Origin of the sequence: Aestuariivita sp. (assembly GCF_021404545.1) — a bacterium.
GTDB lineage: Bacteria > Pseudomonadota > Alphaproteobacteria > Rhodobacterales > Rhodobacteraceae > Aestuariivita.
The window spans coordinates 25,118-39,560 of record NZ_JAAWWD010000009.1 but is presented as its reverse complement, the minus strand read 5'-3'; the positions used below and the strand labels follow the sequence as shown (position 1 = coordinate 39,560).

16 protein-coding genes and 1 tRNA gene are annotated in these 14,443 nt (G+C 61.1%); 7 read left to right on the top strand and 10 right to left on the bottom strand.

Annotation, left to right across the window (positions count from 1 at the left end):
- Positions 1 to 31: 31 nt before the first annotated feature.
- The 3 genes from HEP69_RS05850 to dgcN all read right to left on the bottom strand — a co-directional run bounded on the left by HEP69_RS05850 (position 32) and on the right by dgcN (position 2,938).
- Positions 32 to 892 carry a D-amino-acid transaminase gene (locus HEP69_RS05850; protein ID WP_290557624.1) on the bottom strand — a complete coding sequence of 287 codons (861 nt, stop codon included), beginning with the start codon at positions 890 to 892 and terminating at the stop codon, positions 32 to 34.
- Between the two features lie 11 nt (positions 893 to 903).
- The gene (dgcA, locus tag HEP69_RS05845) at positions 904 to 1,869 is read right to left on the bottom strand and encodes an N-acetyl-D-Glu racemase DgcA (protein WP_290557623.1); all 966 of its coding nucleotides are present in this window, start codon (positions 1,867 to 1,869) and stop codon (positions 904 to 906) included.
- Between the two features lie 67 nt (positions 1,870 to 1,936).
- A complete protein-coding gene (gene dgcN / locus HEP69_RS05840) occupies positions 1,937 to 2,938 on the bottom strand; it encodes an N-acetyltransferase DgcN (protein WP_290557622.1) in 1,002 nt (333 codons plus the stop codon).
- A gap of 285 nt (positions 2,939 to 3,223) precedes the next feature.
- Between dgcN and HEP69_RS05835 the strand changes: the two genes are divergently transcribed.
- Positions 3,224 to 4,186, top strand: coding sequence for an L-malyl-CoA/beta-methylmalyl-CoA lyase (locus HEP69_RS05835; RefSeq protein ID WP_290557621.1), 963 nt, complete (start codon positions 3,224 to 3,226; stop codon positions 4,184 to 4,186).
- A 102-nt stretch (positions 4,187 to 4,288) separates the two neighbouring features.
- Positions 4,289 to 5,497 carry a LytS/YhcK type 5TM receptor domain-containing protein gene (locus tag HEP69_RS05830; RefSeq protein ID WP_290557620.1) on the top strand — a complete coding sequence of 403 codons (1,209 nt, stop codon included), beginning with the start codon at positions 4,289 to 4,291 and terminating at the stop codon, positions 5,495 to 5,497.
- Positions 5,498 to 5,545: 48 nt separating this feature from the next.
- Here the strand turns inward: HEP69_RS05830 and HEP69_RS05825 are convergent, their stop codons facing one another.
- Entirely contained in the window at positions 5,546 to 5,998 is a 453-nt protein-coding gene (locus HEP69_RS05825; protein WP_290557619.1) for an Lrp/AsnC family transcriptional regulator, read from the bottom strand.
- Positions 5,999 to 6,071: 73 nt separating this feature from the next.
- On the opposite strand from HEP69_RS05825, the gene HEP69_RS05820 reads away from it, so the two are divergent.
- Positions 6,072 to 6,665 (top strand): LysE family translocator, encoded by a 594-nt coding sequence (locus HEP69_RS05820; protein WP_290557657.1) that lies wholly within the window; start codon positions 6,072 to 6,074, stop codon positions 6,663 to 6,665.
- An 81-nt stretch (positions 6,666 to 6,746) separates the two neighbouring features.
- Positions 6,747 to 7,709, top strand: coding sequence for an acetyl-CoA carboxylase carboxyltransferase subunit alpha (locus HEP69_RS05815; RefSeq protein WP_290557618.1), 963 nt, complete (start codon positions 6,747 to 6,749; stop codon positions 7,707 to 7,709).
- Positions 7,710 to 7,751: 42 nt separating this feature from the next.
- Here the strand turns inward: HEP69_RS05815 and HEP69_RS05810 are convergent, their stop codons facing one another.
- The 5 genes from HEP69_RS05810 to HEP69_RS05790 all read right to left on the bottom strand — a co-directional run bounded on the left by HEP69_RS05810 (position 7,752) and on the right by HEP69_RS05790 (position 11,830).
- Entirely contained in the window at positions 7,752 to 8,549 is a 798-nt protein-coding gene (locus tag HEP69_RS05810; protein ID WP_290557617.1) for an ABC transporter permease, read from the bottom strand.
- Positions 8,542 to 9,309, bottom strand: a complete 768-nt coding sequence (locus tag HEP69_RS05805) for an ABC transporter ATP-binding protein (protein WP_290557616.1) — start codon at positions 9,307 to 9,309, stop codon at positions 8,542 to 8,544. Before HEP69_RS05805 ends, HEP69_RS05810 begins: the two co-directional genes overlap by 8 nt.
- Before the next feature lie 42 nt (positions 9,310 to 9,351).
- Complete coding sequence (locus HEP69_RS05800) at positions 9,352 to 10,368, bottom strand: ABC transporter substrate-binding protein (RefSeq protein ID WP_290557615.1); 1,017 nt, start codon at positions 10,366 to 10,368, stop codon at positions 9,352 to 9,354.
- A gap of 89 nt (positions 10,369 to 10,457) precedes the next feature.
- Positions 10,458 to 11,105, bottom strand: coding sequence for a GntR family transcriptional regulator (locus HEP69_RS05795; protein ID WP_290557614.1), 648 nt, complete (start codon positions 11,103 to 11,105; stop codon positions 10,458 to 10,460).
- Positions 11,106 to 11,137: 32 nt separating this feature from the next.
- Complete coding sequence (locus tag HEP69_RS05790) at positions 11,138 to 11,830, bottom strand: SprT family zinc-dependent metalloprotease (protein WP_290557613.1); 693 nt, start codon at positions 11,828 to 11,830, stop codon at positions 11,138 to 11,140.
- Positions 11,831 to 11,953: 123 nt separating this feature from the next.
- On the opposite strand from HEP69_RS05790, the gene HEP69_RS05785 reads away from it, so the two are divergent.
- Positions 11,954 to 12,277, top strand: coding sequence for a TIGR02300 family protein (locus HEP69_RS05785; RefSeq protein WP_290557612.1), 324 nt, complete (start codon positions 11,954 to 11,956; stop codon positions 12,275 to 12,277).
- Between the two features lie 94 nt (positions 12,278 to 12,371).
- A tRNA-Ala gene (locus HEP69_RS05780) sits at positions 12,372 to 12,447 on the top strand.
- Between the two features lie 344 nt (positions 12,448 to 12,791).
- On the opposite strand, the gene HEP69_RS05775 is transcribed toward HEP69_RS05780, so the two are convergent.
- The gene (locus tag HEP69_RS05775) at positions 12,792 to 13,670 is read right to left on the bottom strand and encodes an alpha/beta hydrolase (RefSeq protein WP_290557611.1); all 879 of its coding nucleotides are present in this window, start codon (positions 13,668 to 13,670) and stop codon (positions 12,792 to 12,794) included.
- Positions 13,671 to 13,760: 90 nt separating this feature from the next.
- On the opposite strand from HEP69_RS05775, the gene HEP69_RS05770 reads away from it, so the two are divergent.
- Positions 13,761 to 14,330 (top strand): TetR/AcrR family transcriptional regulator, encoded by a 570-nt coding sequence (locus HEP69_RS05770; protein ID WP_290557610.1) that lies wholly within the window; start codon positions 13,761 to 13,763, stop codon positions 14,328 to 14,330.
- The last annotated feature ends 113 nt before the right edge of the window (positions 14,331 to 14,443 follow it).

The window sequence follows — 14,443 nt, the reverse complement described above, 5'->3', positions numbered from 1 at the left end:
CAGGAGACTGCCGACCGGAACGGGCGGTCAGTCAAACCGCAGCCTTCCGGCTCTCATCCAGATAAATCTCGCGCAGACGCGGTGCCACCCGACCGGGCGTTCCGTCTCCCAAAGCGACCCCGTCAATCTCCACCACCGGCATCACGAATGTCGAAGCCGAGGTGATGAACGCTTCATCGGCCTCTTTCGCCTCGTCGATGGTAAAGTTGCGCTCCTCAACCTCCATCTGCGCCTCACGCGCGAACCGCAAGACTGCGGCCCGTGTGATCCCATGCAGAATATCGGTCGACAGCACCCGCGTGATAATCTTGTTGCCCTTCACGATATAGGCGTTGTTCGAAGTCCCTTCGGTCACGAATCCATCCTGTACCATCCAGGCATCATCGGCTCCGGCCTTCTTGGCCATCATCTTGCCCATCGACGGGTAGAGCAGCTGCACCGTCTTGATATCGCGCCGCCCCCAGCGGATGTCGTCGATACTGATCACCTTTATACCTGTCTTCGCCGCTGGGCTATCGGACAGCCCGGGCTTGGACTGGCTAAAAAGGACCACCGTGCAGGGCGTCGTCTTTGGATCGGGAAAGGCGAAATCGCGATCTTTCGGCGCCCCGCGCGTGATCTGCAAATAGATCAATCCTTCATCAAGATCATTCAGCCGCACCAGCTCCCGGTGTACGTCCAGCAGATCCTCCTTGCTGATGGGACAGGCCATGTCGAGCTCACTCAGCGACCGCTCCAGCCGCACGGCGTGACCATCAAAGTCGACCAGCTTGCCACCCAACACGCTGGTCACTTCATAGACGCCGTCCGCCATCAGAAATCCACGGTCAAAAACCGAAACCTTCGCCTCGGTTTCCGGCAGATAATCGCCATTGACATAAACAGTGCGCATGGGTGTCTCTCCTATCCCCAAAGAGCGGCATCGGGCGGATGCACGCCCGCCGCGTCAAAGACCAGTGGTACCGCGCGGTCTTCGGCGAGAAGGAGCGGCCCGTCAAGGTCCACCACCGCCGCACCCTGCGCCACCAGAACCGCCGGCGCCATTGCCAGGGACGAGCCGACCATGCAGCCCATCATAATCGCATACCCCTCGGCCAGGGCTGCTGCACGCAAAGCCAGCGCCTCTGTCAATCCGCCGGCCTTGTCGAGCTTGATGTTGACCATGTCGTACTTGCCCTTCAACGCTGGCAAGGACGCGCGATCATGGCAGCTTTCATCCGCACAAACGGGCAAGGGGCGCGCAATTTCGCCCAGCATGGCGTCCGCGCCCGCCGGTAAAGGCTGCTCAACCATCTGCACCCCCAAACGCACGAGGTGCGGAGCAAGATCGGCGTAGATTTCGGCACTCCATCCTTCATTGGCATCCACAATGATCCGGGCATCGGGTGCGCCCGCGCGTACCGCCTCCAAACGTCCCATGTCATCGGCTGTGCCGAGCTTGATCTTGAGCAGAGGGCGGTGCGCGTTCTGGGCTGCCTGCATTCGCATCTTTTCAGGCGTATCCAGCGACAGCGTATAGGCGGTGATCTCAGGCCCCGGAGGTCGCAGCACCGCCAGATCCCAGGCGCGAACGCCCGCACGCTTGGCCTCCCAATCCCACAATGCGCAATCCACCGCATTCCGCGCCGCCCCTGGCGGCAAGACATCCTGCAATGCGCTGCGCGTCACACTGTCGGGCAAACTTTGGATCTGCGCCTCAACGCTCTCCAGCGTCTCATCATATCGCGCATAGGGCACACATTCGCCCCAGCCCGTCACCCCGTCGGCCTCCACCCGCACGGTCAGCACCTTGGCCTCGGTCCGCGAGCCGCGCGCAATCGTAAACACCTGGGCCAGCCGGAACACATCCCGTGTCACGCTGATCATCATCGCACCCTGCCCTTCTTCTCGCTTCAAATACGAACACATGCCGCCCGCCGCGGGGCAGAAAGCCGGGTCAGAGCGCTGCAAGCGCCTCAGCCAGCCGATCCGCGCCCTGCCGGAAAGGATCAACACTCGGCAGGGCCAATCGCGCCTCGACCTCCGCCAGATAGCGTTCCGCCTCGGCGTCGCTCATATGCTGCGTGTTGATCGACACACCGATCACTTCACAGGCCGGGTTTGGGATCCTGGCCAGCGGCAAAGCCGTATCGCGCACCTGCTCCAGGGTCGGCAGCCCATATTCCGGCAAGCCCCGCATCGTCTCTCGGGTCGGCTCGTGACACAGGATCAGGGCGTCCGGCTGCCCGCCATGGATCAACGCCATCGTTACACCCGAATAGGACACGTGGAAAAGGCTGCCCTGCCCTTCGATTATGTCCCAATGATCCGCGGCGTTTTCGGGGGTCAGATATTCCACCGCGCCCGCCATGAAATCCGCGATCACCGCATCCAAAGGCACCCCATGCCCGGTGATCAGAATACCCGTCTGCCCGGTCGCGCGAAAGGTCGATTTCATGCCCCGCTTGCGCATCGCCTCGTCGAGCGCCAGCGCGGTATACATCTTGCCGACACTGCAATCGGTGCCCACGGCCAGAACACGCTTACCGGACCGTTTCCTGCCATTGGCAATAGGATACGCGTCCGTCGGCACGCGCACATCGTGCAAAGTGCCGCCATGCATCTGCGCGGCCGAGGTCAGATCCCGCTCTTCGCGCAACAGGTTGTGCAGGCCCGAGGCCAGATCATACCCCATCTCCAACGCCTGGATCAGGACATCTTTCCAGTCCTGGCTGATCACCCCCCCGCGATTGGCCACACCAATCACAAGCGTGCGCGCCCCGGCATCGAGGCCCTGCTGCAAGCTCATGTCGGTCAGGCCAACATCGGCCCCGCAGCCAGGCAGCCGAAACTGGCCCACGGCATTTTCGGGGCGCCAGTCCTTGATCCCTTGCGCCACCTTCGCGGCCAGCTGATCCGGCGCATCGCCCAGAAACAAAAGATACGGGGTCTCGATCATGCTCCATCTCCCTGAAAGACTTGCGCAGATCATAGCGAAATCAGCCCCAAGGATGTCGCGTATTCGGCGCCGTCCAGGCAAAGTGACACAATTTTCTCCCGCATATTTGCAAAATTGACGAAGAATTGTGCATCGTGTGATGGCAACCGACGAATCCCGCCAAGGCTCTCGGTGATGCGGCGCGATCATGCTGCACTTGCGGAATCAGCCTTGCGCGGAAGCGCGCAATTTAATACCAGCAGCCACCAGAATGAGCGCAATATTATTACCGGAGACATCCGCCCCATGAGCTTCCGTCTGCAACCAACGCCACCTGCCCGCCCCAATCGCTGCCAGCTGTTCGGCCCGGGCTCCCGCCCCGCGATCTTCGAAAAGATGGCAGGGTCGGCGGCGGATGTGATCAATATCGATCTCGAAGACTCCGTCGCGCCCTCCGACAAGGACAGCGCGCGCAAGAATGTGATCGAGGCGATCGGCGACGTGGATTGGGGCACCAAGACACTCAGCGTTCGGATCAACGGCCTCGACACGCCGTACTGGTATCGCGATGTGGTGGATCTTCTGGAACAGGCCCCCGAGCGGCTCGATCAGATCATGATCCCCAAGGTGGGCTGCGCCGCGGATCTCTACGCTGTCGACGCGCTGGTGACGGCCATCGAATCCGCCAAAGGCCGCAAGAAACCCATCGCCTTCGAGGTGATCATCGAATCCGCCGCAGGCATCGCACATGTCGAAGAGATCGCCGCGGCCTCGCCAAGGCTCGAAGCGATGAGCCTCGGAGCGGCCGATTTCGCGGCCTCCATGGGCATGGCCACCACCGGGATCGGTGGAACGCAAGAGAACTACTATATGATCCACGAGGGCCAAAAGCACTGGTCCGACCCGTGGCACTGGGCCCAGGCAGCCATCGTTGCGGCCTGTCGGACCCATGGTGTGCTGCCGGTGGACGGCCCGTTCGGCGATTTCTCGGATGACGACGGGTTCCGTGCCCAGGCGCGCCGCTCGGCGACATTGGGCATGGTCGGGAAATGGGCGATCCACCCCAAGCAGGTGGCCCTGTCAAACGAGGTGTTCACCCCCTCGGACGAGGCAGTGGCCGAAGCGCGTGAGATCCTCACCGCGATGGAGGAGGCAAAAGCCAAGGGCGAAGGCGCCACCGTCTACAAAGGGCGCCTAGTCGATATCGCGTCGATCAAGCAGGCCGAGGTGATCGTCCGTCAGTTTGAAATGATCCACGACGGAGCCTGACGCCAGCCCGCTAAAATACTGAAAACTCTATTGGTCAGGGATTTGGCAAGACCCGATTAACTCTCCGTTCCTAGTCTTTCATCACGCGATGGGAGGCTTGGAATGGCGCTTTTGCTACAAAATCTGACGGATTTTATCGGGTCCTTGTCGATTATTGTCGTGCTGTCCGTGGCCTATGGCGCCGTCCATCGCCAGATCGCAAGCGGCCATACGGCCCAGATCATTCTGGGCCTTATGTTCGGTCTGGCCTCTTTTCTTGAGATGCACAATCCGCTCTCGGCTTGGGACGGCGTTCTGATCGACATGCGCAATGTGCCCGTCGCCTTGGCTGGTGCGTTCCTGGGGCGCTGGGGGCTTGGGTCCTGCCTGATCCTCGCCATTTGCGGTCGGATGTATGCGGGGGGCACCGGCGCCACCTCCGGTATTCTGGCGATGCTGATTGCTGCGGGCATGGGCCGACTTTGGCATCACCTGACAATCGCATATGCAAGACGCGGCCTTCTCATGATGCTGGGCCTGGGCGTCATGATGTCTCTTCACATTCTGGCCGCGACAATCCTACCGGTTCAGGCCTTCCTTTGGTTCTATAGGGAAGCGGCAATCCCCATCGTTACGCTGAACATGCTGGTCGTACCGTTGACCGCCTGGATTATCGAGCGTGAGCGTCGAATGATCCTGTACGAAAGCAAGTTAAGGGACGCAGGAACAACCGATCCGGACACGGGATTCCTCACCTGGGGCTGCTTTGCCCGGGATCTTGGGTTGCAAATGGCCGCTGCCCCGCCCGGCCAGATCGCGGGCCTGGCCGTAATCCGCGTGCAGCATCAGCCATGGCTCATCCGCCAATGGGGCGAACGTTTGTCAAACATGATGCTGGGTGGGTTGCTGTTGCGGGTCAATAAGGTGCTTGGAGAAACGCCTTTGATCGGACTGACAACCGACCACAGGATTGTCGTGCCGTTGACGGCGATCGAAATGCAACGCCGCAGCGCGCTGGTGGATGATTTGGAGCATGCCATCGCCGGAGAGGGGTTCAATCTGCCCGGCGGTCTGCTACTGAGAGTGGGGGTCAATGTCAGCGTGCGCCGCGTGTCTTCCTATAAAGAGATGGAAGTCCTTCTGACCCAATTGGGGGCCGATCCCGCGACCCGCACCAAACCGTCGCTGTCCAAGAAACCCGCGCGCAAACAGCGGGGCCACTGGCGGATCTCAAGAAAAAGGCATCCCGAGCCAGATCCACCAACACATCTGACCGCAGCAAAACGGGATGTTCTGTTCGACAAGGCTGCCCTTTTGATGTCGACGCGCTAGCCGTCCCGCCCGGTTGCAACCTGCGCGCTGAAAGGTCAGGACGATTGGTTATGCGCGCGCATCCTTGGGGGAGCCCATCACCACATAGGAGGTGATTGCAATCACATGCGGAACAGTACCCAGAACGTCGGTGTGAAAAGTCTTGTAGGCCGCTAGATCAATACATTCCACGCGCAGCATGTACTCGATCGTACCGGTGACGTTGTGACATTCCACAACCTCCGGTGCGCGCGCGATGGTGCGCTCAAACCCCTCTTGCGCGGCCTTTGAATGCTCCCTTAGCCCGACGCCGACATAGGCCACAAACCCGATGCCCCGCGCGGCAGGGTTCACAACCGCCCGATACCCGGTGATGACACCGGAGCGTTCCAGCTCCTGCACCCGGCGCAGACAGGCTGAGGGGGATAGCCCGACCCGGCCAGCCAACTCCAGGTTGCTGATCCGGCCGTCTTTTGACAGCGTCTGCAATATTTTTTCGGTTATGTTATCATTTTTTAGCATAGATTGCGAAATCTAGGCTCCCACGCGCAACAACACAACCACATCGTGCAAAGGACGCGTCAGTTTGGCGCCTATGACATATGACCTTCTCCTTGCCCTTGCTGCCTTTGCTTTTGTCTCCTCGATCACACCGGGGCCGAACAATCTGATGCTGATGGCGTCTGGGGCCAATTTTGGATTTCGGCGCACAATCCCGCATATGCTGGGTGTCGCGCTGGGATTTGTCGTGATGGTGTTCTTGGTGGGCGCAGGGCTGATCCAGATCTTTGACGTCTACCCTGTCAGCTATACGGCTCTGAAAATTGTCAGCGTCACCTATCTCCTTTACCTCGCGTGGAAAATCGCCACCGCGTCCCCCATTCGGCCTGGCGGCGCGCAGGGGCGCCCGATGACCTTTGGTCAGGCGGCGGCCTTTCAATGGGTCAATCCCAAGGCCTGGACCATGGCGCTGACGGCCATCACCGCCTACACGCCCGACCGCACGATGGAAGCGATCCTGCTTGTTGGCCTGATCTTTGGCGCGATCAACCTACCCTCGGTCGGCTCGTGGACCGTTCTGGGACAACAGATGGCGCGCCTCTTGCAAAGCCCGCGTCGGCTGACGCTGTTCAACTGGACGATGGCGGTACTGCTCGTGATGTCGCTTTACCCGGTGCTTTGGCCCTAGAGCCGGGCTTTGGCGCCACGCGTTCCCATTGCATATACCCCCTCCACCAGCCATATAGGCGGCAGGTAAAGGGCAGATGCCATGATACAATATCTGGATTTCGAAAAACCGCTGGCCGAGATCGAAGGCAAGGCCGAAGAGCTGCGCGCGCTGGCCCGTCAAAACGACGAAATGGATGTCGAGACCGAGGCAAAGGCGCTGGATGCCAAGGCCGAAAAGCTGCTTGAGGATCTCTACAAGGATCTGACGCCCTGGCGTAAATGCCAAGTGGCGCGGCACCCCGAGCGGCCCCATTGCAAAGACTACATCGGCGCGCTTTTTGCCGAATATACGCCCTTGTCCGGGGACAGAAACTTTGCCGACGATCACGCGGTGATGGGCGGGCTGGCACGGTTTGAGGATCGGCCGGTGATGGTGATCGGCCATGAAAAGGGGTCTGACACCAAATCGCGGATCGAACGGAATTTCGGGATGGCCCGTCCCGAAGGATACCGCAAAGCCGTGCGGTTGATGGAAATGGCGGACAAGTTCGGCCTGCCGGTCATCACGCTTGTCGACACACCCGGCGCCTATCCGGGCAAAGGGGCCGAGGAACGCGGCCAATCCGAGGCGATTGCGCGCGCGACCGAAACCTGCCTGAAAATCGGGGTTCCCATGGTGTCGGTGGTTATCGGCGAAGGTGGGTCTGGCGGAGCGGTGGCCTTTGCCACGGCCAACCGCATTGCGATGCTGGAGCATTCGATCTATTCCGTGATCAGCCCCGAAGGCTGCGCCTCGATCCTGTGGAAGGATGCGGAAAAGATGCGCGAGGCGGCCGAGGCCCTGCGCCTGACGGCCCAGGATCTCAAGGCGCTGGGTGTGATTGATCGGATCATTAAAGAGCCTTTGGGCGGGGCGCACCGCGCCAAATCCGCGACGATCGCGTCCGTTGAACAGGCCATCGGCGCGATGCTCGCCGAGATGGACGGCCAGAAGGCCAAGACACTGATCGCGGATCGGAGGCGCAAGTTCCTTGATATCGGGACCAAGGGCATTGCGGCCTGATTGAAAAGCCAACAGGCATTCAGCCGTCTCGGCGAAGGACGGTCAGCTGCGCCAACGCAACAGCCGCTTTTCGGCTTGGCCGATCATCCAACTGGTCACGACACCCAGCACCGACAGGATCACGACACCGGCAAAGAGCCGCTCCAGATCGTAGAGCGCACCGGCCTGAAGGATATAGGCGCCCACGCCAAACTCAGCGCCCAGCATTTCGGCGGCGACCAACAGGATGATACCGATGGCCACGCTGACCCGCATGCCCGACAGGATCCCCGGCAAGGCACCGGGCAAAACGATCTTGCGTACAATCGAGAACCAGCTCAGGCCAAAGCTCTGGCCCATGCGGATCAGGGTCCTGTCCACATTGTCGACCGCGCCATAGGTGGCAACGATCGTGGGCGTGAATGTGCCCAGCGCGATCAGCGCGTATTTCGACCCCTCATCAATGCCGAACCAAATCACGAAAAGCGGCAGCAGCGCGATCTTGGGGATCGGAAATATGGCGGCAACCAGCGGCACCAACCCGGCGCGGGCATAGCTGAACAGACCGATCAGAATGCCGATCCCGATCCCGGCGGAAATACCCATCAAACCGCCGACAATCAGCCGGGTGATCGAGGGTGTCAGATGCTGAAACAGCAATCCGGTGTTCCACAGATCGATAAATGTCCTTGCCACATCCGATGGGCGCGGCAGCGTGAGGTTGGAAATCCATCCCGCCCGCGTGCCCCATTCGATCAGGGCGATCAGAACGACAAAGACAATCACGCCCATGCCGCGCCGCGCGGTCGGGCGAAAACCGCCACCGCGAAACCGAACGGGGCGCGCCGTGCCATCAGACATCGGCCAGCTCCTGATCAGCCGCAAGCGCCTCGTCCCGCATCATCTGCCAGAGCTGCGCTTGCAACCGTTCCAGCTCGGCCATTCCGGGGCGGCGGTCGGTCAAATCCATCGGCACCTCGATCACGTCGCGGACACGGCCCGGACGCCGTGATAGCACCACGATCCGGTGACCCAGTCGAACGGCTTCGGCCAGGTTATGAGTGACATACACACCCGTGAACGGCTGACGGGACCAGAGCGTAATCAGATCATCCATCAACAGCTCGCGCGTTTGCGCATCCAGCGCCGAGAGCGGTTCATCCAGCAGCATCACCGCCGGGTTCACGGCAAGCGCACGGGCAATCGCCACCCGTTGTTTCATCCCGCCGGACAATTGACGCGGCAGAGCGCGCCGAAAATCGGCAAGTTTCGTCCGTGTCAAAACATCGTCGATGATCGCCTCGGCAGCGTGCCGTTCCAATCTATGATCTTCGAGAACCAGACTGACATTCCCCTCGACGGTGCGCCAGGGCAGCAGAGCAAAGTCCTGAAACACATATGTCAGAGGGTTCAGGCACCCCATCGGCGGCGTGCCCAGTTGCAAGACCTGTCCCGCGCTCGGTTCCTCAAGCCCGCCCAACAGGCGGAGCAAAGTGGATTTGCCACAGCCAGAGGGGCCTATGATGCACAGAATCTCGCCCGCCGGAATATCCAGCGATACGTCCTCCAGCACCGTCATGTCGCCATAGCGGTGGGTGATATGATCGGCGCGCAGGTCCATGGATCAGGCATCGGGCCGAGGCGTTCCCCCGGCCCTGCGCGCTCAGCTCATGATCTCGACATATGAGCTGTCGACCAGTGTGTCGGTGGTGATGCTGTCCTTGATCAACCCTTCGGACTGGAACCAGCCGAGCTGATCGCGAACCGACGCCAAGTTCAACGCGGCGTTTGCGTTGATGCGCATCGCGCCGCTGCGGATCGGACCTGCCGCCTTGTCAAAGGGCCGATCGGTATAGACATATTTGTGGATCAGCTTGACCATCTCTTCATCAGCCTCAGGCCCGGCGGTTCTGTCGACCAATGCCGCGTTGAAATCATCCGCCCCTCTGGAAAACGCGCGCAAGAACGCATCGGTCTTGGCCCGTTCGTTGGCGGCGTTATCGGCTGAGGTGAAGACGGTCGTGACCTGATAACCCGGCAGGTAGTCCGCCACATCACCGATGATCTTGACCGCGTCCGCCCCGGCAAGCCCTTTGGCGATATGCGGTACGATGGACCAGGCATCAACCTGGCCCGAGCGCATCGCGCCGATGATCGCACCCACCTTTTGCAGGGGCCGGAAAGTGACCGAGACCCCTTCGGCGGCCGCGATCTTGGACCCCATATAGTGGAACGACGAACCCGGCTGCGTGACCGCAAAGCTTTTGCCATCCAGCATCGCGGGCGATGTCAGCCCCGCCTCATAGGCCGCGTTGGACGCAAGGATCTTCTGCCCGTCGATGCCTTGTTCCTCGCTCAGCGCACCGCCGATCACTTTGGTCGCGCCCTTCTCCGCGAGGCTGATCAACCCGCCCGAGATCGCGGTGACCGCGTAATCGGCATCGCCCGAGGCAATCGCGACCGCCATCGGTTGTGCCGCCTCAAAAAACCGGAACTCGACATCGAGACCCTCTTCGGCGAAATATCCGCGCTCAAGCGCCACAAAGCTGGCGGCATGGCTGGTGAAGCGCAGCGCGCCCACGGTCATTTTCGTATTGGCCAGCGCCGGTGCGCCCAGCATCGGCAGTGTCGCCGCGGCCCCCAACATCCCCAGCGTCCCGCGCCGCGTGAAATCGGTCATGGTGAAATCCTCCCCGTTCATCGCGCAACGATAGGGTCGTGTGGGCCAGAGGTGCAATGCCGAATAGAGGTTTTTTCGACGGGCAGCTCTTAGGTGGCGAGCATTTTGAGGCCCTGTGTCACATCCGAACGAACGGCCAGCCTCAGCCCAGGCTCATCCCCTGCTTTGAGCGCCGCGATAATCATCCGGTGAAACTGGGGCGGTTCGGTCCGTCTGAGCCGCCCATAAAGCGACCGCATCGTGGGGCCCAGTTGCAGCCAGACTGTCTCGGCCATGGCCAGCATCGCCGGTGCCTGCGCGCGCAGATACAGCGTCCGGTGGAACTCCAGATTGGTGCGAATATAGGTAACCGCATCGCGCTGTGCGACGGCATCGGCGATGATCGCATTGATGCTCTGCATCCGTTCGATCAGCGCGATATGCGCACGGGGCAAGGCGCGGCTGGCCAGCTCAACCTCGATCAGAGCGCGAAGGGCGGCCAGCTCCTCGATCCGCTCATTGGTCAGTTCAGGGGTCGAAACCCGGCCCGAATTCGACAGGAAAAGCGCGCCTTCGGCCACAAGACGCCGCAACGCCTCGCGGGCGGGGGTCATGGAGACATCGAACTCCTTGCCGATCCCACGCAGCGTCAGCGCCGCTCCCGGAGCGATCTCGCCATGCATGATACGGGTGCGCAACACCCGATAGACGCGGTCATGGGCGGCAGAGGTGTCGGACAGACGGGGGTTGAGCAACATGGTCCGATTTGTGATCACACGTGACCGGCAGGTCAAGCCTCAAAGCGATATCTGTGCAAGTCTCCACCGTTCTCACGCAACCATCTGCGCGGCGCATCGTAAGGCCCATGAATGCGCCGCAATGTCGCCCAATACGCCGGGGAATGGTTCATTTCAGCGAGATGCGCGACCTCATGCGCCGCAACATAGCTCAGCACTTCTGGCGGGGCGAGGATCAGCCGCCAGGAATACATCAGCGTCCCTCGGGACGAGCATGACCCCCAGCGCGACCGTGTATCGCGCAAGCTGATCCGTTCGAACCTGCGTCCAAGTACATCCGCATAGCTGTCCGAGGCGTCGGCAAGCCGGTCACGGGCCAGCGTCTTGAGAAATGCCGCCAGCCGTCTGGGCACGGTTTCGGACGATCCGGGAACGGTGATCCGATCGGGCGATACCGCGATACGCCGCCCCGTTCCGCTCGAAATCACGCGCACCCGTCCGTCTACGGGAAGGGCCGTACCAATGCCGACCTGCACCACAGCGGGCATTTCCCTCAAATGCTGGCGGATCCAGTCTGATCTCTCTTCGGCAAAGGCCAAGGCTTCGGCCTCTCGGACACCTGTCGGCAGGGTCAGCGTAACCTTCCCATCCAGCCGGGACACCCGCAGGCTGATCCGCCGGGCCCGCCCGGATCGGCGCAAGCTCAACTCAACCGGTGGATCGCCCGGAATGACATGCGCGCCCATGGATGTCCTCCTGAACCGTGTGGCGGGGTGGATCATGTGCCAAAGCCTTTGACACGCCCCATTTCATATGGCACGTGACCGGAATCGTCGACACGACTCAGCATATTTTGAAGGGGACGTCATATGCCCAATGAGGAATGGGGTGTAAAACGCGTGTGCCCGACAACCGGCAAACGCTTTTACGACCTAAACAAGAACCCGATCGTAAGCCCCTATACGGGCGAAGTGGTCGAGCTGGATTCAACCAAGACCCGCATGATCGCCGCAGATGCCGAGGATGCGGCCACCGCCAAGGCCAAACAGGCCAATACCGATGATGACCCGGTGTTGGACGAGGCCGACGCCGTCGATGTGGATCTGGATGATGATCTGCTCGAAGACGATGATGATGACGACAACGTTTCGCTGGACGAAATCGCCGACGTCGCATCCGAAGACGAAGACTAAGTCACGCGGGATCGGGTGGGTTTTTTTTGCTTGATCCCGCTTGATGATGCGCCTATTCAGCGGCGCACGATGTGATGTCGCGATCACGTCTGATGGGGCCTTAGCTCAGCTGGGAGAGCGCCTGCATGGCATGCAGGAGGTCAGCGGTTCGATCCCGCTAGGCTCCACCACCCCAAAATCCTTCGTTCAGACGCCTCCCAAACCCTTGAGGGATGAGGCCGAATTTGCGGGTCGTATGCCGTCATCTGGGCAGGAGGCCAAGGGGCTGGTCAAAACCGGTCCCAAGGTGCGGTGTGGCTTCTTTTACCGTTCGGAAACCCAGATGATCCAAGGGTTTGCCAAAAATCCGATCCCGATCCGTATCGGTTGGCTCAAGATGTGTCTGGCGCGTGTGATCTGTCGTCGGGACGATCTCCGAATACATGCTGGATGCTATGCCAAGCGCAGGGTTACCTTTTTGTCGGCAGTCGTATTGATCTGCGCCGTTCCATGGTGGGTTAACCGAAACCCAGCCCTAGACCGCGACATCCCCCAATAGAGCAGGCCAGACCGCTGTATTCGCGCGGCTGAACGCGCCGATATGGCCAATGCTGCGGAGGCCAAACGCCTCTGGGCTCAGCACGACATGCGTCAGCCCCTCCGCACCATAGGCGCGCCCTAGGCGCCGCGCGCATATGTCTGGGGCGGTTACATCGTCGGAAAACGCCACAACCCGGACCGGGGCGCCGCTGACCGACCAATTCGGGGCCGGAATCGTCTGCCCGACTTCGGGCCAAAAGAAGGCGGGCGAGATGCACCACCTGCGCCACTGCCAATAGACACCAGACGGTAAATCCTCGCCAAAACCCAGACGGCGCCCGGGCAGATAGCCCAGCATCCAGGTCAGAAGCGGTGCATGACCAAACCAAAAGAGCCGCGCCAGCCCCTGATATGGCCAGGGATGATCGCTGTAATGAACATACCCGCTGGCCACGGCGAACACACGCTCGATCTCAGCAATGCCCTGCTGCATCGGCAACAACATCGCGCCCAGCGAATGCCCCAGAACCCAAAGCGGCGCGCCGGGCACCTGACGTCGGATCTCGGCCCGGGCGGCGGGCTGATCGACCAACGCCCAGTCCAGCATGGTTGCATCGCATCCGCGCACCTCATCCACAGCCGACAACCCGACCCCGCGATAGTCGTAAGTCAGGCAGGCAATCCCCTGCGTGGCGGCCAACCAGCGTGCGAAATGCCGGTAATAGCCTTGCGGGACGCCGGTTGCGCCGTTCAGCACAAGCGCGGCGCGCGGCGCGCTCAGAGGAAGAAAAAGAGTGCCGCCAAGCTGTGCATCGCCAGCTGGGAAGGTGACCGGCGAGACACGGATCAATTCAGACGGGGTCGTATCCAACATAAAAGCGATCCGGAATCGTTGACGGCACTAGACCAATCGGTCCAGTTACAGATCTAGACCAATTGGTCTAACCCTGTCAAGATCGCCGTGATGTCACGTTCCGATACCCCTCCGCTGCCGACCAAGGACCGGTTGATCCGGTCTGCCGCGCATCTATTTCGGCGTCACGGCTATAACGGGGTCGGGCTCAACGACCTTCTGGACCAGGCGTCCGCCCCCAAAGGCTCACTCTACCACCACTTTCCAAACGGGAAGTCCGACCTGGCGATAGCCGCTGCCACCTGGGCCTCAGACGAGATGTTGCGTCTGATGGCGGCCTCGTTCAGCCCCGCAGACAGTTTCGAGGCGGGTCTGACAACGCTCTGCCACAAGCTGGCAAAGCTCTTTGATCTCTCTGGCATGGCCGATGGCTGTCCGGTGTCGGGTGCTCTCTTTGACGGGCCGAACAACGACCTGTTCCGCAACACCGCCGATCATATCTTTGAAGGTTGGATCACAGAGGCCGAACATGTCGCGCGTGGATTTGGCGCGCCACCGGACCAAGCGCGGCGCGATGCCGAACTTTTCTTCATGCTCCTTCAGGGCGGCTGGACCCTGGCGCGGGCGCGCGGATCCTCGGACGTGCTGCGTGAGCTGCCCAACCAGTTCTCCCGATCCTGAAAGACAAAGGTTGACCCAAGGCGCCAGATAATGGCGTGCGCCGCAGGCGCTCCTTTGGATTGCGGACGGCGCCCAGCGACAGACACCGTATCGCGTCTCAGCTGTGGTCAGCG

Excerpts from the sequence above, each read along its gene's own strand:
- HEP69_RS05850 (WP_290557624.1), bottom strand. The coding sequence starts at position 892 with ATGCGCACTGTTTATGTCAATGGCGATTATCTGCCGGAAACCGAGGCG.
- dgcA (WP_290557623.1), bottom strand. The coding sequence starts at position 1,869 with ATGATGATCAGCGTGACACGGGATGTGTTCCGGCTGGCCCAGGTGTTT.
- dgcN (WP_290557622.1), bottom strand. The coding sequence starts at position 2,938 with ATGATCGAGACCCCGTATCTTTTGTTTCTGGGCGATGCGCCGGATCAG.
- HEP69_RS05835 (WP_290557621.1), top strand. The coding sequence starts at position 3,224 with ATGAGCTTCCGTCTGCAACCAACGCCACCTGCCCGCCCCAATCGCTGC.
- HEP69_RS05830 (WP_290557620.1), top strand. The coding sequence starts at position 4,289 with ATGGCGCTTTTGCTACAAAATCTGACGGATTTTATCGGGTCCTTGTCG.
- HEP69_RS05825 (WP_290557619.1), bottom strand. The coding sequence starts at position 5,998 with ATGCTAAAAAATGATAACATAACCGAAAAAATATTGCAGACGCTGTCA.
- HEP69_RS05820 (WP_290557657.1), top strand. The coding sequence starts at position 6,072 with ATGACATATGACCTTCTCCTTGCCCTTGCTGCCTTTGCTTTTGTCTCC.
- HEP69_RS05815 (WP_290557618.1), top strand. The coding sequence starts at position 6,747 with ATGATACAATATCTGGATTTCGAAAAACCGCTGGCCGAGATCGAAGGC.
- HEP69_RS05810 (WP_290557617.1), bottom strand. The coding sequence starts at position 8,549 with ATGTCTGATGGCACGGCGCGCCCCGTTCGGTTTCGCGGTGGCGGTTTT.
- HEP69_RS05805 (WP_290557616.1), bottom strand. The coding sequence starts at position 9,309 with ATGGACCTGCGCGCCGATCATATCACCCACCGCTATGGCGACATGACG.
- HEP69_RS05800 (WP_290557615.1), bottom strand. The coding sequence starts at position 10,368 with ATGACCGATTTCACGCGGCGCGGGACGCTGGGGATGTTGGGGGCCGCG.
- HEP69_RS05795 (WP_290557614.1), bottom strand. The coding sequence starts at position 11,105 with ATGTTGCTCAACCCCCGTCTGTCCGACACCTCTGCCGCCCATGACCGC.
- HEP69_RS05790 (WP_290557613.1), bottom strand. The coding sequence starts at position 11,830 with ATGGGCGCGCATGTCATTCCGGGCGATCCACCGGTTGAGTTGAGCTTG.
- HEP69_RS05785 (WP_290557612.1), top strand. The coding sequence starts at position 11,954 with ATGCCCAATGAGGAATGGGGTGTAAAACGCGTGTGCCCGACAACCGGC.
- HEP69_RS05775 (WP_290557611.1), bottom strand. The coding sequence starts at position 13,670 with ATGTTGGATACGACCCCGTCTGAATTGATCCGTGTCTCGCCGGTCACC.
- HEP69_RS05770 (WP_290557610.1), top strand. The coding sequence starts at position 13,761 with ATGTCACGTTCCGATACCCCTCCGCTGCCGACCAAGGACCGGTTGATC.